Source organism: Streptomyces sp. NPDC004561 (assembly GCF_053602155.1).
This window is the reverse complement of the sequence record NZ_JBSGDB010000031.1, coordinates 15,235-36,750: the sequence shown is the minus strand read 5'-3', so window position 1 is coordinate 36,750 and position 21,516 is coordinate 15,235. Positions and strand designations below refer to the sequence as shown.

Below are 21,516 nucleotides of genomic sequence, written 5' to 3'. Positions count from 1 at the left end.
GGCCTGACCCCGGGGCCGGACGGCATTGTCGGTGCGGTGTCTTAGGGTTTCAGCGTGGAACCCGACCTCCAGATCGCCGCCAACCGCATGCTGCTCGTCTGGGAGATCGGCAAGCCCTGGCGGCTCGCCCTGGCCGACGTGGACCGGGCGATCGACGGCGTGCGGTGGTACGTCGAGGGGGCCGGACCGATGCTGGCGGGCCGGGCCCCGCTGGACGGGCCGGTCTCCAACATCGCCAGTTGGAACTACCCGATGAGCGTGCTGGTGCACGCCCTGCTCGTGCAGGCCCTGGCGGGCAACGCGGTCATCGCCAAGACCCCGACCGACGGCGGGGTGGCGTGCCTGACCCTCGCCGCGGCGCTGGCCGCCCGCGAAGGGGTGCCGGTCACCCTGGTCGGAGGCGGCGGCCGCGAGCTGAACCAGGCGCTGGTGCGGTCGCCGGAGATCGGCTGCGTGTCGTTCGTCGGCGGACGGGACACGGGCGCGGCCGTCGCCACCGCCGTGGCCGACCTCGGCAAGCGGCACATCCTGGAGCAGGAGGGACTCAACACCTGGGGCATCTGGAACTTCTCCGACTGGGAGCGGCTGACCGCACTGATCCCCAAGCTCTTCGACTACGGCAAGCAGCGCTGCACGGCCTACCCGAGGTTCGTCGTCCAGCGCGCCCAGTTCGACGACTTCCTGGCCGCGTACCTGCCGGCGGTCCGTGCGGTCCGCGTAGGGCATCCACTCGCCGTCGGCGACCCGGCCGACGCCCTCCCCGACCTGGACTTCGGCCCGCTGATCAACGCGGCGAAGGCCAAGGAACTCACCGACCAGGTGGCGGAGGCGGTGGACCGGGGCGCCGTACCGCTGCACCGCGGCCGCCCCGACCCGGCGCGCTTCCTGCCCGGCCAGGACACCTCCGCCTACGTCCACCCCGTCACCCTGCTCAACCCGCCGCCCTCGTCCCCGCTGCACCACGCGGAACCCTTCGGGCCCGTCGACACGATCGTCCTGGTCGACACGGAGGCCGAACTGCTGGCGGCCATGAACGCGTCCAACGGCGCCCTGGTCGCCACCCTCTCCACCGACGACCGGGCCACCTACGACCGGCTCGCCCCCCAGATCCGCGCCTTCAAGACCGGCCACGGCACCCCCCGCTCCCGCGGCGACCGCGACGAGCTCTTCGGCGGCCTCGGCGCCTCCTGGCGCGGCGCCTTCGTCGGCGGCGACCTCCTGCTCCGGGCCGTCACCCAGGGCCCGGCGGGGGAGCGCCCGCCCGGCAACTTCCCGGAGCACCAGCTCATGCCCTGACCCTCATCACGCCACGCACCCGTACCACTCCGCACCGTGCAGGTGCGGCCGACCCCGTCCCACACCACCCCAGGCCGCCCCGACCGCCCTCCCACCGGACGGATACGCAGGTGAAACGCGCTCCGAAACCTTGGTATTGTTGTCCATGTCGCCGCGGGGAACAGCCCTCGCAAGGCGACAGACACCTGGTCCGGGTGGCGGAATGGCAGACGCGCTAGCTTGAGGTGCTAGTGCCCTTTATCGGGCGTGGGGGTTCAAGTCCCCCCTCGGACACAACGATTGACGATACGGTGACGAGGGCCTCGACCTTACGGTCGCGGTCCTCGTTGCGTGTTCGTAGCTGATGGTGATGCCCAGGGCGTCATAGAGCGCGCCCTTCTTCTCGGCGGCAGCAGTCTGGATGCGCTGTGCAATCTCTCCAAGGCTTTCAGTGATCTGCCGGATCTGTTGCGCGTCGAGCGGGGGTTGCTTCTTCCGGGGGTCGGCGGGGTACGCGTCGAGCTTCTTCTGCGCCGCGTCCTTGTCCCGCTGGGCCTCGTTGATCCACTGGGTGACGACGGCGGGGTCGGCTCCGGCGTCGAGGGCTGCTTGGTAGCGGGCGAGTCGCCGCTCGCAGTCCTTGATCGCCTGGCGTGCTTGGGCCTGCTCGGGGGTCTGGGTTTCTGCGGTGCTTGCTGCGGCGCTCGCGTGGGTGAGTGCTTCGATGGTGGCGGAGAGCCGGTCGGAGGCGAAGGCCCGGGCGATCCATCGGTCCAGGGCCTGACACACGATGTCTTCTCGCAGGTAGACGGTGCGCGGGTGGGTGAGATCGGGATAGATGGCGGCTTCTTCCTCTTTGAACTCGCAGCGGTAGTAGACGTGGCTGCGGATGGTGGCGGGCTGCATCTTGCGCCCGCACAGGCTGCACCGGACCCGACCGCGCAGAGCGTAGGGGCGCCCGCCGCGCTCGCCGGCGCGCTCCTGCCGCCCCTGGTCGCGGGCGCGCTGTGTGCGCACGGTGCGGGCGGCATCGAAGAGATCGGCGCTGATGATCGCTTCGTGGGCGGGTTCGTTGGAGTGGATCCACTCCTCGACGGGGTTGTGGGTCATGTGGGTGCGGTGGCCGAGGGTGACGTCGTCGACGTCGAGGAGGCGTTCTTCCTTGCGCTGCTTGCTCCAGACCTCGTAGCCGGTGTAGCGGGGGTTGAGGAGGATGGCGCGCACGGCGCCCTGTTGCCATGTGGTCTTCTTGCGGTGCGGATTGCGGGTGGCGTCGTGGGCGGAGGGGCAGGGATGCCTTCCCTGGTGAGCTGGGCCGCGATGGCGCTGTAGCTCATGCCGTCCACGTACAGACGGAAGATCCGCTCCACGACGGGTGCGGCGGCGGGGTCGGGCTCCAGCTTGTGGATGCGCTGGCCGGCGGCGGCCTTCGAGGGGTTGGGGTGGGGGCCTGCGTCGGCGATCCGGTAGCCGTAGGGCGGCCGCCCGCCGAGATAGCGGCCCTGAAGCTGGGCCTGGGAGCCCATCGCCGTCCGCACCCGGATCTTGATCCGGTTGCGTTCACCCTTGCTCATGCCGCCGAAGACGGACATGACGAGGTCGTGGGCTTCGTTGTCGGGGTCGATGGGGCCGCCGACCGGGTGACCTGTCACCCGAACCTGCAGCAGACCCGTTCCTCCGTGACCGAGCCGCCGACCGCGCGCAGGTAGAAGGCGTAAGCGACCGAGGCGATCTGTTCCTCGTTCAGGTAGAGCGCCCATAGGCTGCCGAGCAGGCGCGCGGTGCGCACGCGTTCCGCCAGGCCTTCGGCCGGCGGCACGTGCAGCCGCGCCGGCCCCTACCTGGAAGCCAACGACCCGAACCAAATCGGCGGCTACGCGTACGCCGGCAACAACCCGATCAGCCACTCCGATCCCACCGGTCTGTGCCCTGCCGACCTGTGCGGTGTCGGCACCCCGAAGGGCGACGGCTCCGGTGCGTCCCCCACAGGCGGTCCGATCGACCCGGCCAATCCCAGCGCCGGTAACTGCCACCACGTTCTGCGACAGCCCCGGCGAGGCTTCTCTGCGGCCAGCCGCAGTACCAGCTCCTTGATCGCCTTCGCGGTCCGTGGTCGGCCGGGCCTGCTCCGGCGTCTGCTGTAGTCCCACCTGCGCGGGACGAGCTTTCGGTGCCACGCGAGCAAAGTCCCTGGCGTCACCGGGAACACGTTCGCCCACCGCCCGTGGGGTATCAGCGAGGACAGCGCCGGGAACCACAAGCGGTCCACCGGCTGGTAGCGCACAGGGCCTGCGAGCTGCCTGAGCAGCACCGCGTTCTCGTGCCGCAAGACAAGAACCTCGGCGTCCCTGACTGCCTGCCGACGCAGCAGCACCGCCGGGACCGACAGCAGCTTCCGTGTCACCTGGTACTTCAGCGAGAAAATCACCCGGGGCATGGTTCCATCAAGCACTACCAGACCCCTGGGAACTGCAGCGGCGCGTCTCTGAACGGCGCAGGATTCGGCCTGAACCAGGCCCAGCGCGATGCGCGATGGCACGCTCGCGTACGACCGCGACCCCAGCGCTGCCGGTACTGGCTGCGCCTCGGGGACAGCCGGTGCGTCAATGCACGACTACGGCCATGTTGCCGTAGGTGGCGTATGCGTTGGCGAACGAGCTCAGGGGGATGGACAGCCTGCCTCGGGCAGGGTCGTTGACTGTCACTGTGTTACCGGAGAACCCGGTGACAACGACAGCGTGTTCTGCGGGTCCAGCGTACGGGATGCGGGTTCCGTCATAGGCCGTGTACGACGCTGTCGCTCCACGACGCCACAAATAGTCGCCCCAGGCGATCGCTGGATGGCCCTGGGCGACCTGGGATCGGAGTTGGGCAAGTGAGATGCCTTGTCCCGCCGCCAGCACGCCAAGCCCGTAGGAGCGAGCGGCAGCCGCCACGGGTGGGGCGTACACGCCGAATCCAGTGCCCGCGACCTCCGAACCGTTTGGATCCCCCACGAAGGAACGGAAAGGATTCCCGGACACCGGTCCAGAGCGACCGAACTGGAAGTGGGTCCGGTCGACCCCGATCTTGTTCAGAATGTCTTGGTCTCCGGCCTGGATGCCGTGCGAGGCAAGGACCATCCGAAGGGCCGTGGCTTCGCAGTCATTGCGCAACTGCATGCCGAACATAGGGACATTACTCGACGATGTGCTGGAGTTCGGCTGGCTCGATGGCGCGGTGGGATTCGCAGAGCTAGCTGACGCAGACGGCGATGGAGGGGTCTGTTGCAGCGGCGTGGGGCTGGGGGCCATGGCTAGAGATGAATTACATGGGGCCAGGACCATGACGCCTACAGTCGTGCTGCTGGCCATCGCCAGGGCGATGCGTCGGGCGGGGCATATTCGCGGCCCCCGGCGCTGCGGCGGCTTCACACGCATGCCTTAACCTCCTCGAGTCGACCACGTGACGTCACCAATCATTACCCTAGGTGTTTACGCTCGAACGGGCTCGTCATGGTGCGCCGTACGAGCGAAGCACGTTCTTTGACGCTGGCGGTATGTGCCACAGCCCTGCGTACGCCCATTGGCGTGCGCAGGGCAGTCGGTCCGGCCGCACGTCCGCTCCGGGTGGCCAGCCGTCCCAGATCCGCCACCGACAAGTGCGACCGCAAACTCTTGATCCGTGTTCGCCGACCGAGGCTACGACCACGACAAGTACCGGCGACTGCTCTGACAACGGGGCATCCGCCCCGTCATCGCTGAACGCGGCCGACAACACGGCACCGGGCTGGGCACCTTCCGCCCGGCCGCGTCGGCACGGAACTTGGCGCGGATACCGCTCACGGCCTGCTCGGCAGCGAGCCGGGACGCGGATGGAGTCCAGGCAATCTGCTGACCGGCCCGGTCGGTGGCGACGGGGCCTTCGCCCTTCAAGGCGATACCGGTCGGTGGTATCTATAGCCGCAACGATGCCCGGTGCTCTACTCACCACGCCCGGCAGGTACGTCGCGCCGGAAGCCGGTTCTGGCGATCCGGAGAAGCAGGGTCGCCGCAATGGCCTGGAGGCCGAGGGACACGACGGTGGCGTGGCCGATCGGATAGATGGAGGGAAGCAGTATTCCGGCCCCGACCACGACTGTCAGAAAAGGAATCCAGAGGCGATCGCGGGCCCCTTTGAGCTGCCATATCGCCGCGCCTGCGAAAACTGTTTCCACTACGGCCAACGCGATTTGCAGGTAAGTCAATGGACATCCTGTCGTCGGGTAATTGGGATTGATGACTGCGCGGAGGGGAGCGGGAGAACCGCGATCGCTCCCCTCCGCTTAACCGAGACCCCGGGTCAGGTGATGCTAGTTGTAGTACTCGAAGTAGTCCCAGGGCCCGGTCTTGGTGAAGTCACCCCAGAAATTGACCCAGATGGTGATCCTGGGCTGTTCTGCGTACAGGTCCCAGTTTCCTGTCTTCCACTGAAGGCGCCCGTGATAGTAGGGGTAGTAGGAGCTGAAGTGATAGCGGTACCGCCACCACGATCCCTCAACGTAGCAGCCCACCATGAAGATTCCTTCGAGGGCTTGGTCGGCGGGCCTGGGGACTCAACCCTCGTATGTGAATTCGTCGTGCGAGCTGGTAGGCGACGTGGCCACGCCGATCGTCACGGTGACGTCCACGGTCGTGCTCGTGGGCTTGCCCGACGGGGGTGCTTTGGCGACGATCTTGTCCGGTGAGTCGAACTGGACGGATGGCGAGATGTTCTTCCCGAAATGCACGGCCGCCCCCGGGGTGAAGCCCGAGCCGCTGATGGTGACCAGGTTGCCGGCCCTCCCGCTGCGCGGGCTGACCGCGCTGACCACTACGGGTGCCGGTCCGTCGTAGGCGAACTGCGCTAGCGGAACGGCGGGTGACGTGCCGAGGTTGGTGGTGACGCGGACATCGACGATGCCGGTTCCGTCGGGAACGGTCGCGATGATCTCCTCACCGGACGCATCGAGGTCGAACTTGACGCATGGGATCGGGCCGAAGTCGACGTGGCTGTCCTCGGTGAACCCGCTGCCGGTGATGGTGACTAGCGTAGGGCCCCTTCCGGCGGTGGGATTCACCTTGGTCACCATTGGCCCGGCGGGGACGTCGGGTGCGCCCAGCAGGGTCAGGTACGTGGAGTTGGCGTGCTGGTACGCGACTTGGCCCAGGAAGTCTGCGGTGGTCTCGTTGACGAGCGTCTTGTCGTGCTTCGAGTAGTCCGCGTTGAGCGGCTTTTCGGTGCCGGGCTGGACGTAGACGTTGTCCTTGCGGACCCCGATGATCACATCCAGCAGGCCCTGCACCTCTAGGTTGGCCTTCGGTCCCGGGAGTGGTCCCTGGTCCGAGTGCCAATACCAGTTGTCCCTGGCCTTTTCCAGATCGGACTCGACCCAGGCCTGCGGGACCAGGTCGTAGGCGTTGAAGTAGCGCTCGTTCAGGCTCCACGGTCGGGAGTCGACGTAGTCGGCAAAGGTCTGCAGGCCGGCGGTGGGGGCGGCGAAGGTGACGAGTGCGAACTTCGGATTGTTCGGAAACGGGGGCTGGGCTTGGAGGTACGTGGCCAGCGTGGTGGCGATGCAGCCGCCGAGGCTGTGGCCGGTCACGTAGACCGTCGGCTGGGGCTTTGCGGACCCCAGGAGGGTCTTGAGTGCCTGTGTGAGGGTCGGGCCACTAGGGGGGCGCGCGGTGGCGACCTGAGTGAACGCGGCCATGGCGCCGGCCGAGACTGCGACGTCCTTCGATCCGCCGGCGGTGAATGGCACCACCGTGCCGACGTCGAGGTCCTCCATCATGTCGGTCGGATTGTCGATCGTGCCGCGGACGGCCACGGCGATCTGGCTCAAGTCGGGGTTCGCGGCGATGTACGCGAGGTTCGCGTTGTCCGGGCTGAGCGCCAGCCACATCAGCTCCCACTTGCCGCCCGTGGCGAGCGTCGGGTCCTTCAGTTGGGCTTTGATGCCGAGCGTGGCGCGCTTGTGCTGGTCTTGCAGGGTTTCACCCGACGGGCGCGGGGTCGCCGCGGTGGCGGCGATTGCGGCGAGGGTCATGGTGACCTGGGCGGGGATCGGGTCTGACTGGGTCGCGTTCGTCATAGTGCTCCTTGCGTGTCACCGGGGTCGAAGTGGGCCGCGGTGGCCGCTCCGTGTGCGCCTGTGGGATCACTGGGTCGCGGACCCGTGTCCGTGGGCCACTCCGACTGTCGCGTTGATCGTATTCGTCACGTTTCGCAGTGTTCGGCCGCCCGAGAATTCCGCGGCTCCGCAAGGCATCCGGCTCCCCGCCGTGCCGCGGGAGCGGCATATCGCGCTCCTTCGTGGGGCTCGGCCTGCTGTGGCCACGAGCTGCCGGGGAGCTGCCACTAGTCCCAGTCTGCTTCTCGAGCGCCGCCCTCGCGACCCCAGCATGCCTTCACTGCCGCCACCGCTCAGATCACTGCCTTCGAGCAGGTCATCGGCCGTATGCGACGCTGCTGGGCTTGCCCTTCCTCCCGCCCAGCGGGCAGGAATCGGAGAAGCCGGCGCCACCCCCTAGCGGGCACGATCGTGGCGCGTGCTCCCTCGGCGGGCACGGATGACCGTGCAGGGAATCCAACCCATTGGCGGATACGTGAATTCGCGTCAAGCTGGTGTTGCCGTAGCTGAATACCGGGCATTGAAGCGAGCACCTCGACAGTTGCATCGGTCATCGGAACTACCCGAGCATGCTCGCTGATCGTGCTGCCGCACCGTGATTGTTGGGCAGTCTCCGGCCCTCCTCAACCTGTACCGTGCCGCCGCCGGTCAACACCTCGGCAACGAATTCGCCTGCCTGGGCCGGTGGCGCGAAGCCGAGGAGCACCTGCGCCAAGCGCTTGCTCTCTTCGAAGCCGCCGACATCCCCGCATGGAGCGCCCCCACCCGGCTGGACCTCTCTCTCGTGCTGCACCACCTGGCCCGCTACGAGGAAGCCCGGCAAGAGTTGATTGCGGCTCGAGACGTACTTACCGCGGTAGGCCACCCGCGAGCGCTAGAGGCCCAAGAAGCGGTCGAACGGTTCGCTGCAGGCTCCTCTTGAGTTGTTGCGTCGGAAGGTGGCCTGAAGCGGCACACCCCGACGGTCGGTTGTGGCCCGCCTCTTTGTGGGGGGATCGTCGGATTCTGCTGGTGATCTCGTCGCCTGGTCGAGCCGCGGGGTCCACCTCGATGCTGGTGACGTCGGCAGAGCCGAGCCGTTCGCAGGCGAGTGCGGTGGAGTAGCCGGGCCCGGTGCCGATCTCCGCCGTCAGCGCTGGGTGGTGCCGGCGCCGCTGCGCCCGCACCACCCCCACCCACGAAATCCGCAGCTTCCGGCGGGTTCGGTGGCGGCCGCGGCTCGGTGACACGTTCTGACACCATGCCAGTTCTTGCCTCCGGAAGTCTCTTGATCACCGCTGGGTTCGTGCCTAATGTCGCGTGCACCGCTGTCGTACAAATCGAATCGGGGGAAGATGCCACGGGATTCCGATCGGCCGGCGAATTTCCATTCGGGTGAGCTGACTGCTCAGATCCGGGCCGGCCAGACAGTCGAAGCGGAACGTCTCGGACCAGTCGTCAAGCCGTTCCTCGCGGAGGGCGGACGATCACTCATAGATTCCGCATGCATTGCCGTTGCAACGACGATTGGTCCGAACGGCGCACCGGTGCTGTCGCTGCTCGCCGTCGATGCCGGGGCATTCGGCGCGCTCGGTTCGTCGGGTCTCACGATCCCGCGCGCGGCCGTCAGCTCCGAGGACGCCTTGTTCGACAACCTGCGACGAGATCGGCGGATCGGTCTCGTGTACCTCGATCCGCACACCCGTCGACGCTTCCGGGTCAACGGTGAGGTCGTGGACTCCCGCACCGACCCGCTCGAGGTGTCCATCCTCGAGGCGTTCCCCAACTGCAAGAAGTACCTGGTCCGTCAGCAGTTGACGACGTCGACGCAGGTCTCTCCGAAGGCGGCGGCCCGCGGCCGGTCGATCACCCGGGCGGACGCCGCCCTGCTGTGCCAGGCATCGCTGGTCTTCGTCGGCACCGCAAATCCGCAGGGCCAGCTCGACGCGGCGACCCGCAGCGGGGACCCGGGGTTCATCCGCGAAGTCGCACGGAACACGTTCGAGTTCCCCGACTTCGCCGGAAACGCCATGTACCAGACCATGGGCAACCTCCTGCTGGAGCCGCGGATGAGTATCGGCTTCATCGCCGGTAACGAGTTCGTCGTGTTGACCGGCTCGTCGACCACGCACTGGGAGGACGAGGCGGAACGATCGGGAGGCAACGGCCGCTTCTGGCGCTTCACGCCGCGTTCCTGGCGGCGGGTACCGCTTCCGCTGCCGGTGGAGCTCAGCGGTTACGACCGGTCCCGACACACCCCCGTCCTCGATTGACCACCTGTCCCTGACGCCCGCACCGCTGGGAGGAATCCGCGTGTCCGCAGCGCACGACCTGACCGACAAGGGTCAGCCGCCGTCGCCCGGCCGAGTCTGGGAACTCTGCGAGTTCTACATCCTCGGCTTCGACGTCTCCCGGCTGCTCTACGGGGACGACGGCCGCCCACTCGGCGAGCGGTACGCCGCGGCCCGGGTCCGCGAAGGCGTCCCCTATGACATGCGCCGCTGCCCGTACTCCGGCTCTCGGTCCGGCTACGAGATGAACGTCTCAGCGCTGCGCAGCATGCAGGCCGATTGGCCCGACGTCCTCGAGGGTGTCGCGGAGATCCGCGAGGCCTTCCACCGTCGGTACGGCCACGAGGAGCTGGACTGGCGCCGGCTGTGGGTGTTCGGCCGGGTACTCACCACGCTCCCGACCCTCTACGCGCGGCGGTCCGGCGAAGGAAGCCGCACCGTCGTCCCGCGGCGCATCGCCAGTCTGTACAAGCCGAGCCTCGGCATGGCGATGACGCCTGAGTACATCATGCTCGCAGGGGGCGACTACAAAACGGCGCCGAGTCCGGACGACTTCTTCCGGGAGACCGAGGACCGCGGGGTGTTCCTCACGCCGGACGCCGCGTGCTCCGGCCCTGTGCGTCATGTCCGGGAGTTCCTTGAGGTCTGTCTGGGGCCACGCCGCGCGCCGCGTTTCCGGTGGGTGGCGGACCTGGTCGACCTCGACGACCTCATCAGCTACAGCTGGGCGAATACCGAGCTCGAGCTCGCGAAATACCGCTTCCTGCTGGCTCTCTCCTTGTGTGATGGGCCGAACTGGCAGGAGATCTTCGATTCGCCGGCTCCGTCGTCGTTCGACAATCGCGCCCTGGACGAGCTCGCCGCCCAACTCGATGAAACCATCGCGTACCTTGGATTCTCCGAAAGAATCGTCGAACTCGGTCAACGCGACGTCACATCGTTCGCGGAATGGTGTGAGCTGTTCTCCGACCTGCTCGTGCCCGTGCTGGACATGGTCCACGATGGTTCATCGCGACCGACGCTGGACACGACGGACGTGCGTTTGATGGCCCGCCATCTCAGTCGCAGTTGGAGATCATCCGGTATCGACGCGGGACTTGAACTCGCTCGTGTACCCGTAGCGGGGCTCTGACCTTGATTCTTCCGGGCCTGACGGCGACGTTGCGAGCGGCTGACCGCCCGATATGTCCCGCGCCGCCTCGGGGCCGGCCGCCACGTGACGCTGCGAGGGCGTCTGGTTCCACGGGCCCGAGGGCGGTGCGGTTCTCTCCTCTCCGGTGTCGTCGGGGTGGTGGCCGGCTGTCAGGTGAGGGCCGGGAGCCGAGTGCCCCCGCTGCCAGGCGGTGGTGAACGCTGCTGCCAAGGGCCAGGGGCGGTCGAGGTGGAGGGTGAGCCGGGCGGGCAGGTGGTAGAACTTCGTGCGGAGTGACTCTGGCTCCGCGGTGGCGAGTCCGGGCTCGTCGTGCAGGAAGAGGAGCCCGGTCCATGCATGGAGGTCGGCGGCGATCGTGGCGGCCGGTACCCAGGCGGCGTTCATCTGCCAGGACTTCGAGGGCGGCAGCCCGAGGGCAGCCCGCTTGATCGCTTTCACCCTGTCCTCCACTGCAGCGTGATCACGGTAGAGGGTGGGCGCGACCAACCCCCTACGCCCGCCCGCACGGGGTCCGGCACCTGTTCGCCGCCTACGACTTCCCGGGAGGACCCTGCGCGGAGCTGGTCCTCATCGGTGCGGCAGCCGACCAGGGCGCCTACGACCTGGACACGATCGTCGCTGTGGGCGACCGCGACCGGGGGGTCGTTCCCCCGTGCGGTCGGTGCCGTCAGGTCCTTCTCGACTACTTCCCCGCCCTCAAGGCCATCGTTGGCGAAGGCGAAGGCGAAGGCGAAGGCGACCGCGTCCGAACCGTCCCGATCACCGACCTGCTGCGCGAAAGCTACGTCTGGGCCGACCACCAGCTCGACACTGGGTAACCACGACGCTCAGCGCGGGCCGGCACCCTCAACCGGCGACAGGGCGAACTTGGCCTGACGCGGCATTAGTATGATCGACGCATGGCCTTGATCTACTTCTGAGACAGACGCTAGGTAGGTACTCAACCCGTTTCGGTGTGCCGGTCATCATGGTTCCGGCCGACCACGGCCCAGGGGGATGCCATGACGATGCCACACACCGTGACAGCAAGTGCCGAGAGGCTCTACAGACTGCTGGTCGAGAGCGGCGGCTCGGCATCGCGCGACACCCTGCTCGGCGGGGACACGTTCACCGAAGCCGACATCGACATCCTCGTCGCCCTGCACCTGGTGAGCGTGGAGTCCGGGACGGGCGTGGTGTCGGTGCTCAACCCGCGGCTCGCGGTCACCGCTTCCGTCGCCCAGCGCGCCGCGGAGATCAGCAGGCTGCACACCGAATCGGAGCAGGTTCGCGCGGGGATCGAGGGCCTGCAGGAGGCCTACGACTCGCTGGGTGACCTCGGCGACCAAGCGCAGGCGGTCGAACGGAGCAACGACCTCCAGCTCATCCGCTCGCTGCTGAGCCACGCCGCGCAGAACTGTGTCAGTGAGGTGCTCACTGCCCAGCCCGAAGCGCTACAAGAGAGCGCCATGGCCGACAGCCGTCCGCGCGACCTGGCTCTGCTGCAGCGCGGTGTACGGATGCGGACGATCTATCCGCACACCGTTCTGTCGAGCCCGGCGGTGCAGCGCCACTTCTCGATCATGCAGGCGGCCGGGTCCGAGATCCGGACCGCCTCTGGGATCATCGAACGGGTCGTCATCTTCGACCGCGAGGTTGCCTTCCTGGCCGACCGGAGGGACCGCGGGGGCGGCGCCGTCATCATCCGCGAGCCCGCAGTCGTGGAGTACCTGTACCAGTCACTCGAGCAGACCTGGCGGCTGGCGACGCCGTTCGTCTACACCCGGGTCGGCTACGGGGAGACCATCGACGACATCAAGGCCGGCATCCTCCGGCTCATGGCGGCGGGTGCCAAGGACGAGGTGGTGGCCAGGCGCATGAACATGTCCACGCGCACCTGCCGTCGTCACATCTCCGAGATTCTCGCCGAGCTGGGAGCCGACAGTCGTTTCCAGGCCGGCATGCTCGCCGCCAGGCTCGGCTGGATCGACACGTCCTGGACCGAGGGCGCCCAGCAGGACACCGCTGTGTGACAGGTCTGCCGCGGTCCGCGCAGATCGGCGACTGCACTCTCATGCAAGATCCTCAGGAGAGAGCCGGGCCCGGCCGGACCCCGAGGTTGTGGCGGGCGAGGCTGATGCTCAGGTCCTGGACCGCGTACACCGTGTAGTAGTACATCTGCGGGACGACCGACGCGCCCAGGGTCAGGGTGAAGCCGTCCGTGAACACGCCGTCCGTCTCGATCGTGGTGGAGCGCAAGGGGGCGTGGAGGGCGTAGTCGGTGAGATAGGGAGGGGCGTAGAAGCCGTAGTGCACGGTGCCGTTCCGTGCCTGGGAGATTTCGAGCCGCACGGTCACCGACGCACCCATGTACGTGCTCACGGGTGACCTGGTGATCACGGCCGGAGCGTGAGCGGGACGGAAGTCGCCGTCGCCGCAGCGCAGGCACCCGACGACCTCGACGTCCGGGATGACGCGGCTCTTGCCCGTCCGGAGGAACTTCTGCGCGATGTCTCCGCAGGTGTCGCACGCCACCTGTTCGGGCGTCGAGCGCACCACGCTGCGATCGGCCCAGTAGTCGGGGTAGTCCATCATCGGATCGTCCGGGTCGGCCGCGATCCTTTGGGCGATGGAGCGGTCCAACGCAGCCAGATCACGCACCAACTGGGCATGGATGCGCTCCGACTCGGTGGCGGAGGTCCGGCACAGCAGCCGGGTGTACTTCTTCAGGAACTTGGCGCAGGCCGCCTTCGACGGGTGGTCGGCGGGGAGGATCCCGCTCTCCGCCCACCCCACGGCCCGGTCGAGCGCGACGGACAGGAGCCGGTCGGTCTCCTGCTGTCGCCGATCGCCGGCGCCGACGACTGCCATGGCCGCCGCGGGACCGTTCGGCTTCCACTGCACTCCGTGACGCAGGAAGACGCCGTACGGGTTGACGTCGCCGATGCTGGCGTTGAGAACGGCCGCCATGTCCTCGTCCGGGTCGTGCTGGGCGAGAAACCGCGCCGACTCCGGCATTCCGGCGTTGCTGTTCGTGACGGCGGCGACGACGGTCTGCGCGGTGCCGTCGATGGCCGCCAGCACCATCTGGTAGCGCACGGCGTAGGAGCCGGTGTCGGGGAACGGGCCGCTGTGGCAGGAGTTCAATATCAGTTCGGCCGCCACGAACTCGGAGAACCGGATGAACCTGAGCTTGTTCTCGGGGTCCGGGTAGCCGTAGCCGAATCGGGGCCGCAGTGTGACGGGGCCCTCGGGCGCGTCGACGTCGCTGACTCCGGACAGCGCCCAGTCGCCCAGGAGCAGGACCTGATCCTTTCCATGTGACTGGAACTGCAGGCGCCGCCACGGCGCCTCGGACAGGAATCCGCGGATGTCGCGGGTCTGGAAGTCCTCGTAGGACAGCACCGCTACGTCGTTCGGCGGGTCGTCCACGACGTCCTGGCTGGTGAGCAGCGCCTGCCGGGTGACGTCCGGCCTCACCCGGGCGTACTGTTTCGCGATCATCCAGCTGACGGACGCCAGGTCTCTGCCGGTCAGCACGGAGACCCCTGGGCGGGGGACGGAGTAGCCCACGAGGGGCGCCACGATCGTCGACAACAGGTTCTGGTAGAGACCGCAGATGAGCAGCGAGCGCGCAGCGGACGCCATCGCCGGGTCCGTCGTCCAGGTGCGTGCCAGCGGGCGGAGCAGGACCCGGACGGCGTCCGCCTCGGGGGTGTTCCCGAGGAGGTCCAGGCCCGTGTCGGCGGGTTCCGGAACCTGGACCGTGCCGTAGAGATCCTCTGCCCTGCCGGCCGACGCGCGCAGGTCGGGGCGGTCGGAGGCGAGGAAGGGAATTACCTTCGACTGTCCGTCAAGAAGGCGAGTGGCCGCCTGCGACAGGGCGGCGGTGGTGTCGCACGGATGGAACATCTCACTGCGCTCGATGGACGTCACGGCGCATCGCCTCTCTCGTGTTTCCGTATCTGGTTCAAAGGCGGTCTCCCTTCAAGGGAAGTCGACCTTCAAAGGAAGTCCACCTCGCTTCTGGCCGCGTCGATCTCGGCGGCGAGAGCGGACAGGACCGGGTGGGCGACCACCGTGCGGTATTCCAGGACCACCCCGAGTGCACGCTTGATCCGGCTCTGCATGCGGAAGGCGAGCAGGGAGTGGCCGCCGAGCTCGAAGAAGTCGTCGTTGCCGCCGATGCCCTCGGTGCCCAGGAGCGACTCCCACAGGTCCGCCAGGAGACGCTCGGTCTCGGTGGCGGGAGCGGTGTGGTTCCGCCGGCGTGCGTGGTGCTGGTCGAGGAGTTCCTTCAGTCGCCGCGCATCACGCTTGCCGTGGTCGTTCGCCGGGATCCCGGTCAGGGCGATGAAGTGGCCGGGCACCATGAAGTCGGGCAGTTCGGCCTCGGCGTAGGCGCGTAGTTCCTTCAGGGGGAGTGAGCCGTCGGGGACGACGAACGCCACCAGGCGGCGGTCGGAGCCCTCGCCGGAGGGCAGTACGACGGCCTCGTGCACCTGGGGGTGGCGGCGCAGCTCGCGTTCCACCTCGCCGGGCTCGACGCGGTGGCCGCGGATCTCGGTCAGGGAGTCGGCCCGGCCACGGAACTCCAGGCCGCCGTCGGCACGTTCGCGCACCATGTCGCCGGTGCGGTGCAGCCGCGCCGGGCCCGGGGCGAACGGGTCGGGCACGAAGTGCTCGTCGGTGAGGTCGGCCGCGTCGAGGTAGCCACGGGCGACACCGGGGCCGCCCACGTACAGTTCCCCGGTTTCGCCCGGGGCGACAGGACGCCGGTCGGGGTCGAGGACGTACGCGGTGACGCCGTGCAGCGGGCGGCCGACGGGAACGTCGTCGAGCTCGGCCTCGACGGCCGTCACCCGCTGCGCGGTGCAGGCGGTGGTGATCTCGGCGGAGCCGTAGAGGTGGTACAGCTCGCCCTCGAACGCCCCTGCCAGCAGGTCCTGGCAGACCGACGGCAGGAGAACGTCGCCGCCGGCCTGGAGGACGCGCAGCGAGGCGAAGGCGTCCCGGTCCTCCCGTACGACCTGGTGGACGACCGCGGTCGGGACGAGCATCGCCGTGATGCGCCGGCGCTTCAGCTCACGCTGGAAGTCCGCGGCGAGCAGTTCCGGAACCGGCGGCAGCACGGTCACCTGGGCGCCGTGCGCGAGCGTCGTCCACATGTCGAAGTGGAAGGCGCCGGACGACGGGCCGGAGATCTGGCCGACGCGATCCTCGGGAAGCAGCCGGGGCAGGTCCGGATCGGTGGCGAAGGACACGATGTTGCGGTGTTCCAGGGAGATGGCCTTCGGCGTCCCGGAGTACCCCGAGGTGAAGACGACACTCGCGGCGCCGGCGGGCGTGGCGGGGTCGTCGGCGCCGGTCCGCACCCCGGTGGTCGGCTCGCTGCGGTACGGCAGTACGTCGAGGGCGAGGGCGCTCAGGAGGTCCTGCCGTTCCGGCTCGATCACCGCGAGCTTCGCGCCGCTGTGCGTGAGCATCCGGTCCCGGTGGGCGTCGGAGTACCGGGTGTCGACGGCGACGTAGACGGCACCCGCCTTGAGTACGCCGAGGACGGCCACGAAGACATCGACGGAGCGCTCCAGGCAGAGGCCGACGCGGTCCTCGGCTGCGATGCCGTGCCCGCGCAGGGTGTCGGCGAGGGCGTCGGAGCGCCGGTCCAGTTCCACGTACGTCAGCGTCTGCTGGTCGTCGGAGACCGCCGGCCGGTCGGCGAAGCGGGCGACAGCGGCAGCGAAGAGGCCGGTCAGAGTCTCGGCGCCGGCAGCCGGTTGGGCGGATGCGGTCACGGCGATATCTCCTGGGAGGTTCGGGGGCGGGGTGGCTCGGCCGTGTCTGAATTCGGAATTCCCGATGCGGCAAGCATGGTTGGGCGTCTGGTCGCGCGACAACGCGAGAGCGCTGACAACAAGTGCGTGGGGAACATGAAGTCGCCGGGGTGGGGGATCGGCCGACCCGGCAGGCGAGTGACGGGAGTTATCATCGCGAGGTGATTGAGGACGGCGCCACTGACCAGGGCAGCGTGACCACGGTTCGGCGGGTGGGTGACACCATCAGGCGTCCCGTGAGGGAGTGGACGCCGGCGGTGCATGCGCTGTTGAAGCACTTGGAGACGGTGGGTTTCCGCACAGCGCCGCGCGCCCTGGGCATCGACGGCCAGGAGGAGGTGCTGTCGCTGCTTCACGGAGAGCCCGCCTTCAAGCCGTGGCCTCCCTGTCTGCAATCCCCGCACGGGCTGGTGGAACTCGGGCATTGGCTACGGGACTACCACCACGCCGTACGTGACTTCCGGCCGTCGCCCGGCGCTCGCTGGCAGCTGACCGAGGAGGAATGGCAGCCGGGCATGGTGATCCGGCACGGCGACCTCGGCCCGTGGAACTCCATCTGGGACGGCGACCGCCTGACCGGTTTCATCGACTGGGACTTCGCGGCACCCGGGTACGCCATCGACGACCTGGCGCAACTCGCCTGGTACGCCGTGCCGTTGCGCCCCACCGATCCCGAACGGGATCGGGGCATCACCGGCATGACGATGGTGCGTACCCGCCTCGCGACTCTCTGCTCCGCCTACGGAGCGCAGCCGCAGGCCGTGTTGGACGCCCTGGCGGGGCTTCAGGAACGCGAAGCCGAGCGCATCCGACGCCTGGGCGCGCGCGGAGTCGAACCGTGGGCCGACTTCCTGGCACGGGGCGATGCGACGGAGATGAGCGATGAGGCCCACTGGCTTCAGGAGAACCGTGGCCCGCTGCTCGGCGGGGCGTGAGAGGGATCCGCTCCTCCTTGTTCACCGGTCGGAGCTTTCGAGCGCCGCGGGGAGCACCGGCGCGACCGCGGTGGTCGGCGGTTCGGCCCACAGTTTGCGGCTCCGCCAGGACATGAGCGCCGCGAGGCCGGCGAGGACGGCCGCGAAGACGAACGCACCCCGGTAGTCGCTGTGCACGATGACGAAGCCGCCGGCCTGCGCCCCGATCGCCGTGCCGCAGATGGACGCGGACGTCATGATGGCGAAGCCGCTGTTGCGTTGCGTCTCCGGCACCGTTCGCGCCACGAGGTCGTACTCCGTCGCGATCACGGGCACCACCAGGATCGTGCCCGCCGACAGGGCCAGCACCATCGTGGTGAACGAGTTCGCGAAAGCGGGTACCACGTACGACACGGCCAGACCCGTGACACCGATGCAGTACAGCGTCTCCTTGGGCATCCGCCATGTTCTGAGGGCGTACGCGGCCCCCGCGGCCAGGCCGATGCCCCCGGAGATGGCCCACAGGGGACCGATCAGCGCCGCCGAACCGATCGACACCGCGAACGCCGGAAGCGCGACCTGCTCCACACCGCCCGCGATCGCCTCGATGACCATCCGGACGGTCAGCGCGCGAAAACCGAGCTGCCGCAGCGGGGCGAGTGCGCCATGTGATTCGGGTTCTTGACGGTCGTCCGATTCCGGCAACCGGGGGACGGAGCGCATGACCGGGAGGAACGACAGCCCGACGGCCGATCCACCCAGGAGGACAGCGCCGGCGGTCAGCGCCGACTGAGCGCCGCCGAGCAGGACGAAGCCGGAGAGCGCCAGCGGACCGAGGATCGCGAACAGTGATCCGACCATGGCCTCACCGGTGAAGATCGCGTCCCGCTCGCCGTCCTGCGCCCGATCCGTGACCATCGACCGCAGCGCGGAGCTGATCGGCGGTGTCGTCAGTCCGGCCAACAGACAGAGGACCGCGTTCAGCGGCACGAAGGACGGGGACTGGAGGGACAGCGTCCCCAGCGCCAGCAGTTGCACGATGCCGGTGAGGCGCAGAGCGAAGGGGCGACTGCGCCGGTCCGCCAGGTGGCCGAGCCAGGGAGCCGCCACCGCGACCCCGCAGTTCAGCACCGCGACGTAGAACCCGCCGAGAAGGGCGGACCGACCTGCCGCGTCGGTCCACAGCACCAGCGCGACGGAGGTCATGTACAGGGGCAGTCGACCGAGGAAGGCCAGGAGAAACGGCAGACGCACCCAGTCGACCGAGGCCAGAACCCTCAGCTGGTTACCAGTCTTCATCGTGATCCCATTCTCAGGACGTCAAGTTGTCACGGAAATCGAGGGCGAGTGCCCGGAGACTTCTCCCGAAGACGGACTGGACGACCTGCTCCGGCCACCAGTCGAGCGGCAGATCCTCAAGGTTCGTCATGGTGATCCGCTCGCCCACGGGCGCGTCCTGGACGAGGCACGCCCGTCCGCTCGGTGCGGGCAGACCGAGGGCTGCCAGGTAGGGGGCGTCGGGGCCCAGCGCGGCGCGAACGGCGTCGACCATGTGGGCCCCCTCCACGATGCAGGCGCCGTCGGGGAGTTCGCGGTAGCGGGCGAGATACCACGTGAACGCGATGAGGATGTCGTCCTCGTTCTGGAAGCCCCGCGGGTGGTCGATGTCGGGCTGGAACGGGGCGAAGATCCCGTACAGCGTCGATGTGTCGACCGAGACGGCGGACGCCGGGGGGCGGGATTTGACCTCCACCTCGCTCGGTAGGCCCAGCTCGTCCGCGAGTTCTCTCGTCGCGGTCGCCACCGCGTCCGCGACATGCGCGAACTGCTCGGCTCGGTGCGGGTACTTCAGTTGTTCCTCGGCCAGATTGATCCGGACGACCACGTCGCTCTGCTTGCCGGCCGCGACCAGCATCGGGAGCAGGACCTCCCAGACGACGCTGACCGGCAGCTGTCGGACATCACCGGAACTCTGTCCGATGCACGGCTGCGCGACGAACGCCGGGGCGGTGAGCAACTCGTCGATCCCGTCGCTGAGCGAGCCGAGGACGATCCCCGCGCCCCGGTCGCCGGGGCAGGAGCGGAGGCCCGCGTCCCGCCATATCTCCGGCGTCCCCTCGCCGACCGCCGTCATCCTGCGGCCGACCAGGCCCCATTGCCCCATCGCGTCGGTCACAGCAGGTCCAGCCCGGCGGGATCCAGGCGGTCGATTCCGGTGCCGAGGCAGAAGCTCGGCCGACCGGTGCGGGCGAGCCTCGTACCGTGGTCGCTCGGCGACGGCGAGGCCGTCCCTGTGTCCGGCTCGCCGTCCGGGACCGTCCATGCGTCCGTGCGCGTCCACAGCAGGTCCAGGTCGGCCAGGCGGTCGATGCCGACGCCCAGGCAGAAGCTCGACCGGCCGTCGTGGACGAACGTCGTACCGTGGTCGTTCAGCGACGACAGGGCCATCCCCGCGCCCGGCTCGCCGGCCGCGACCGTCCATTCGCTCTTCCGCGTCACGCCGGGCGTGAAGCCGTCGAGGGCCGACTCCCAGTCGCCCTTGACGAACCGGCCGAGGACGGCCGCGACCGCGCGCTTGATCTCCGCCATGGCCGTCGGCGCGTTCTCGGCGGACCCGCACCACACGGCCTCCCAGACCCGGTAGGCCTCAAGGCGCCCCGCACTGTCCCAACGCCGTGCCGGCTCCCGCCGGTAGGCGTAGCCGATGCCGCAGTACAGGCCGTCGGGGCGCTCGTCGAGCTCTTCCAGCAGCTCCAGACAGGCCGCGTGCTGCAGGCGACCCGTCTCCAGCGACGAGGCGACGTTCTGCGGGTGGTCCCGACCGGTTCCGGCATTGGTGAGCATCGGGTACCACACCGAGGTCGGATCGAGGGCGGCCACCGCCGCGTCGAGGTCGGCGACGAGATCCGTGATCGCCACGGCGGGTTCACCGACCAGCATGACGCTGCCGGTGCTGCCGGTGACGGCCTGCCTCGTGGCCGCTCCGACGACGACCTCGCCGAGAGAGGTGCGGGCCCGGTCGAAACCGTCGTGAGCCGCTCCGCGGCGGCCGGTCTCGTCGAGCGGGCGGTACCAGTGCTTCTCCACGCCCGCCGGGGAGTTGGCCAGATGCTGCGACAGAGTCTCGACCGTGTCGAAGCAGGCCGGCGTGAAATCGGTCCAGGCGTCGCGGGACAGCTCGTACTCCGCCGCGGTCAGGAGTTCGGCCATGATGAGTGAGTCGACGTCACCGCGCAGTGGACTCTCGGCCGAGAGCGCGAGACCCAGGTTCTTGGAGAGCCAGCGGATCACCCAGTCACGTTCGATGTACCCGTCAGTCATGATGCTTCTTCCTGTCAGGAAGCCGCGCGGACCGCGGGGCGGGCGGACCGGGCGATCGATGCGAGCAGCGTTCCGGGGTCCTGGGCCACTTCGATGTCGTCGAAGAGCGACACCTCGGCGATCTCCGGCAGTCCGCGGAGCAGGTGACTCGCGTTGGACGCCATGGGCTGCCGGGTGACCAGCTTGATGGGCTTGCGCAGCGCGGACGCCCAGCCCATCTCGACGTGTGTCCCGTCGGTACGCAGCAGGTCGTCCCCCAGCACGGGCAGCACCGGGACGAAGACGTCGCACCGGCGCATCCAGTCGAAGTCCCGGACCGAGACCTGCTGGGGGGAGAACAGTGGGGTGTCGACTCCGAATTTCTCGGCCACATGGGCCGAGAACACGGTGCCATTGGCTTCCTGGATCGCCTCGATGATGCCGTGAAGGGTACGGCGAAGCGGCGAGTAGAACCCGTCGTCCTCGATCGCGTACTGAATGGGTCCGCCGACGAAGACATTGATTCCCGTGAGATCGACGCTTACCTGGACCGGGGCAGCAGCCTGCAAGGTGTCACCTCTTGTGTGGAATGAAGGGAAAGAACGGGAGATTCGAAGCGGTACTCGATGCAAACGGTCCGCATGATTCCGGGAAGACTCGC

At 68.5% G+C, this 21,516-nt stretch carries 20 protein-coding genes, 1 tRNA gene and 2 pseudogenes; 9 read left to right on the top strand and 14 right to left on the bottom strand.

Features of this window, described 5'->3' with window-relative positions; genetic code table 11:
* Positions 1–87: 87 nt before the first annotated feature.
* A complete protein-coding gene (locus ACWEN3_RS06915; RefSeq protein WP_452966632.1) occupies positions 88–1,296 on the top strand; it encodes an aldehyde dehydrogenase family protein in 1,209 nt (402 codons plus the stop codon).
* Between the two features lie 188 nt (positions 1,297–1,484).
* Positions 1,485–1,569, top strand: a tRNA-Leu gene (locus ACWEN3_RS06910).
* Here ACWEN3_RS06910 and ACWEN3_RS06905 read toward each other — a convergent pair.
* The 4 genes from ACWEN3_RS06905 to ACWEN3_RS06890 all read right to left on the bottom strand — a co-directional run bounded on the left by ACWEN3_RS06905 (position 1,534) and on the right by ACWEN3_RS06890 (position 4,445).
* Positions 1,534–2,499: a recombinase family protein gene (locus ACWEN3_RS06905; protein ID WP_452966629.1), complete on the bottom strand. Its 966-nt coding sequence runs from the start codon at positions 2,497–2,499 to the stop codon at positions 1,534–1,536. The two genes, ACWEN3_RS06910 and ACWEN3_RS06905, sit on opposite strands and share 36 nt — an antisense overlap.
* Positions 2,382–2,927, bottom strand: a complete 546-nt coding sequence (locus ACWEN3_RS06900) for a recombinase family protein (protein ID WP_452966626.1) — start codon at positions 2,925–2,927, stop codon at positions 2,382–2,384. Before ACWEN3_RS06900 ends, ACWEN3_RS06905 begins: the two co-directional genes overlap by 118 nt.
* Positions 2,924–3,094: a hypothetical protein gene (locus ACWEN3_RS06895; protein ID WP_452966623.1), complete on the bottom strand. Its 171-nt coding sequence runs from the start codon at positions 3,092–3,094 to the stop codon at positions 2,924–2,926. Before ACWEN3_RS06895 ends, ACWEN3_RS06900 begins: the two co-directional genes overlap by 4 nt.
* A 784-nt stretch (positions 3,095–3,878) precedes the next feature.
* On the bottom strand, positions 3,879–4,445 hold the full coding sequence (locus tag ACWEN3_RS06890) for a C39 family peptidase (protein WP_452966620.1): 567 nt from the start codon (positions 4,443–4,445) through the stop codon (positions 3,879–3,881).
* Between the two features lie 493 nt (positions 4,446–4,938).
* Here ACWEN3_RS06890 and ACWEN3_RS06885 point away from each other — a divergent pair.
* Positions 4,939–5,058: pseudogene (locus tag ACWEN3_RS06885) on the top strand (IS5/IS1182 family transposase); the annotation flags it as partial.
* 178 nt (positions 5,059–5,236) lie between these two features.
* Here the strand turns inward: ACWEN3_RS06885 and ACWEN3_RS06880 are convergent.
* The 3 genes from ACWEN3_RS06880 to ACWEN3_RS06870 form a co-directional block, all read right to left on the bottom strand.
* Positions 5,237–5,500: a hypothetical protein gene (locus ACWEN3_RS06880; protein ID WP_452966619.1), complete on the bottom strand. Its 264-nt coding sequence runs from the start codon at positions 5,498–5,500 to the stop codon at positions 5,237–5,239.
* 105 nt (positions 5,501–5,605) lie between these two features.
* Entirely contained in the window at positions 5,606–5,809 is a 204-nt protein-coding gene (locus tag ACWEN3_RS06875) for a hypothetical protein (RefSeq protein ID WP_452966616.1), read from the bottom strand.
* Positions 5,810–5,848: 39 nt separating this feature from the next.
* The gene (locus tag ACWEN3_RS06870; protein WP_452966614.1) at positions 5,849–7,366 is read right to left on the bottom strand and encodes a lipase family protein; all 1,518 of its coding nucleotides are present in this window, start codon (positions 7,364–7,366) and stop codon (positions 5,849–5,851) included.
* Positions 7,367–8,000: 634 nt separating this feature from the next.
* On the opposite strand from ACWEN3_RS06870, the gene ACWEN3_RS06865 reads away from it, so the two are divergent.
* The 3 genes from ACWEN3_RS06865 (at position 8,001) to ACWEN3_RS06855 (ending at position 10,807) form a co-directional block, all read left to right on the top strand.
* Positions 8,001–8,327, top strand: a complete 327-nt coding sequence (locus ACWEN3_RS06865) for a hypothetical protein (protein WP_452966634.1) — start codon at positions 8,001–8,003, stop codon at positions 8,325–8,327.
* A gap of 412 nt (positions 8,328–8,739) precedes the next feature.
* Complete coding sequence (locus ACWEN3_RS06860; RefSeq protein ID WP_452966611.1) at positions 8,740–9,657, top strand: hypothetical protein; 918 nt, start codon at positions 8,740–8,742, stop codon at positions 9,655–9,657.
* Between the two features lie 40 nt (positions 9,658–9,697).
* On the top strand, positions 9,698–10,807 hold the full coding sequence (locus ACWEN3_RS06855) for a hypothetical protein (RefSeq protein ID WP_452966608.1): 1,110 nt from the start codon (positions 9,698–9,700) through the stop codon (positions 10,805–10,807).
* On the opposite strand, the gene ACWEN3_RS06850 is transcribed toward ACWEN3_RS06855, so the two are convergent.
* Positions 10,751–11,266 carry a hypothetical protein gene (locus tag ACWEN3_RS06850; RefSeq protein WP_452966606.1) on the bottom strand — a complete coding sequence of 172 codons (516 nt, stop codon included), beginning with the start codon at positions 11,264–11,266 and terminating at the stop codon, positions 10,751–10,753. The genes ACWEN3_RS06855 and ACWEN3_RS06850 overlap by 57 nt on opposite strands.
* 89 nt (positions 11,267–11,355) lie before the next feature.
* Between ACWEN3_RS06850 and ACWEN3_RS06845 the strand changes: the two are divergent.
* Both ACWEN3_RS06845 and ACWEN3_RS06840 read left to right on the top strand, forming a co-directional pair.
* Positions 11,356–11,646: pseudogene (locus ACWEN3_RS06845) on the top strand (cytidine deaminase); the annotation flags it as partial.
* Between the two features lie 183 nt (positions 11,647–11,829).
* Complete coding sequence (locus ACWEN3_RS06840; RefSeq protein WP_452966603.1) at positions 11,830–12,840, top strand: LuxR C-terminal-related transcriptional regulator; 1,011 nt, start codon at positions 11,830–11,832, stop codon at positions 12,838–12,840.
* A gap of 52 nt (positions 12,841–12,892) precedes the next feature.
* On the opposite strand, the gene ACWEN3_RS06835 is transcribed toward ACWEN3_RS06840, so the two are convergent.
* Positions 12,893–14,743, bottom strand: a complete 1,851-nt coding sequence (locus ACWEN3_RS06835; RefSeq protein WP_452966601.1) for a hypothetical protein — start codon at positions 14,741–14,743, stop codon at positions 12,893–12,895.
* A 68-nt stretch (positions 14,744–14,811) separates the two neighbouring features.
* Positions 14,812–16,602, bottom strand: a complete 1,791-nt coding sequence (locus tag ACWEN3_RS06830; protein ID WP_452966598.1) for a non-ribosomal peptide synthetase — start codon at positions 16,600–16,602, stop codon at positions 14,812–14,814.
* A 149-nt stretch (positions 16,603–16,751) separates the two neighbouring features.
* Here ACWEN3_RS06830 and ACWEN3_RS06825 point away from each other — a divergent pair, with 149 nt between their 5' ends.
* Positions 16,752–17,576 (top strand): phosphotransferase, encoded by an 825-nt coding sequence (locus ACWEN3_RS06825; protein ID WP_452966595.1) that lies wholly within the window; start codon positions 16,752–16,754, stop codon positions 17,574–17,576.
* 21 nt (positions 17,577–17,597) lie between these two features.
* Here ACWEN3_RS06825 and ACWEN3_RS06820 read toward each other — a convergent pair whose 3' ends face one another.
* The 4 genes from ACWEN3_RS06820 to ACWEN3_RS06805 are packed head-to-tail and all read right to left on the bottom strand — an operon-like array spanning position 17,598 to position 21,424.
* Complete coding sequence (locus tag ACWEN3_RS06820; protein WP_452966593.1) at positions 17,598–18,854, bottom strand: MFS transporter; 1,257 nt, start codon at positions 18,852–18,854, stop codon at positions 17,598–17,600.
* Positions 18,855–18,867: 13 nt separating this feature from the next.
* On the bottom strand, positions 18,868–19,731 hold the full coding sequence (locus ACWEN3_RS06815) for a hypothetical protein (protein WP_452966590.1): 864 nt from the start codon (positions 19,729–19,731) through the stop codon (positions 18,868–18,870).
* Positions 19,728–20,876 (bottom strand): hypothetical protein, encoded by a 1,149-nt coding sequence (locus ACWEN3_RS06810; RefSeq protein WP_452966587.1) that lies wholly within the window; start codon positions 20,874–20,876, stop codon positions 19,728–19,730. Before ACWEN3_RS06810 ends, ACWEN3_RS06815 begins: the two co-directional genes overlap by 4 nt.
* Before the next feature lie 14 nt (positions 20,877–20,890).
* Positions 20,891–21,424 (bottom strand): hypothetical protein, encoded by a 534-nt coding sequence (locus tag ACWEN3_RS06805; RefSeq protein ID WP_452966585.1) that lies wholly within the window; start codon positions 21,422–21,424, stop codon positions 20,891–20,893.
* Positions 21,425–21,516: the final 92 nt, after the last annotated feature.

Bases quoted from the DNA above. Each gene is read 5' to 3' on its own strand.
- ACWEN3_RS06810 (WP_452966587.1), bottom strand. From the start codon at position 20,876: ATGACTGACGGGTACATCGAACGTGACTGGGTGATCCGCTGGCTCTCC.
- ACWEN3_RS06860 (WP_452966611.1), top strand. From the start codon at position 8,740: ATGCCACGGGATTCCGATCGGCCGGCGAATTTCCATTCGGGTGAGCTG.
- ACWEN3_RS06915 (WP_452966632.1), top strand. From the start codon at position 88: ATGCTGCTCGTCTGGGAGATCGGCAAGCCCTGGCGGCTCGCCCTGGCC.
- ACWEN3_RS06820 (WP_452966593.1), bottom strand. From the start codon at position 18,854: ATGAAGACTGGTAACCAGCTGAGGGTTCTGGCCTCGGTCGACTGGGTG.
- ACWEN3_RS06870 (WP_452966614.1), bottom strand. From the start codon at position 7,366: ATGACGAACGCGACCCAGTCAGACCCGATCCCCGCCCAGGTCACCATG.
- ACWEN3_RS06875 (WP_452966616.1), bottom strand. From the start codon at position 5,809: ATGGTGGGCTGCTACGTTGAGGGATCGTGGTGGCGGTACCGCTATCAC.
- ACWEN3_RS06840 (WP_452966603.1), top strand. From the start codon at position 11,830: ATGACGATGCCACACACCGTGACAGCAAGTGCCGAGAGGCTCTACAGA.
- ACWEN3_RS06890 (WP_452966620.1), bottom strand. From the start codon at position 4,445: ATGTTCGGCATGCAGTTGCGCAATGACTGCGAAGCCACGGCCCTTCGG.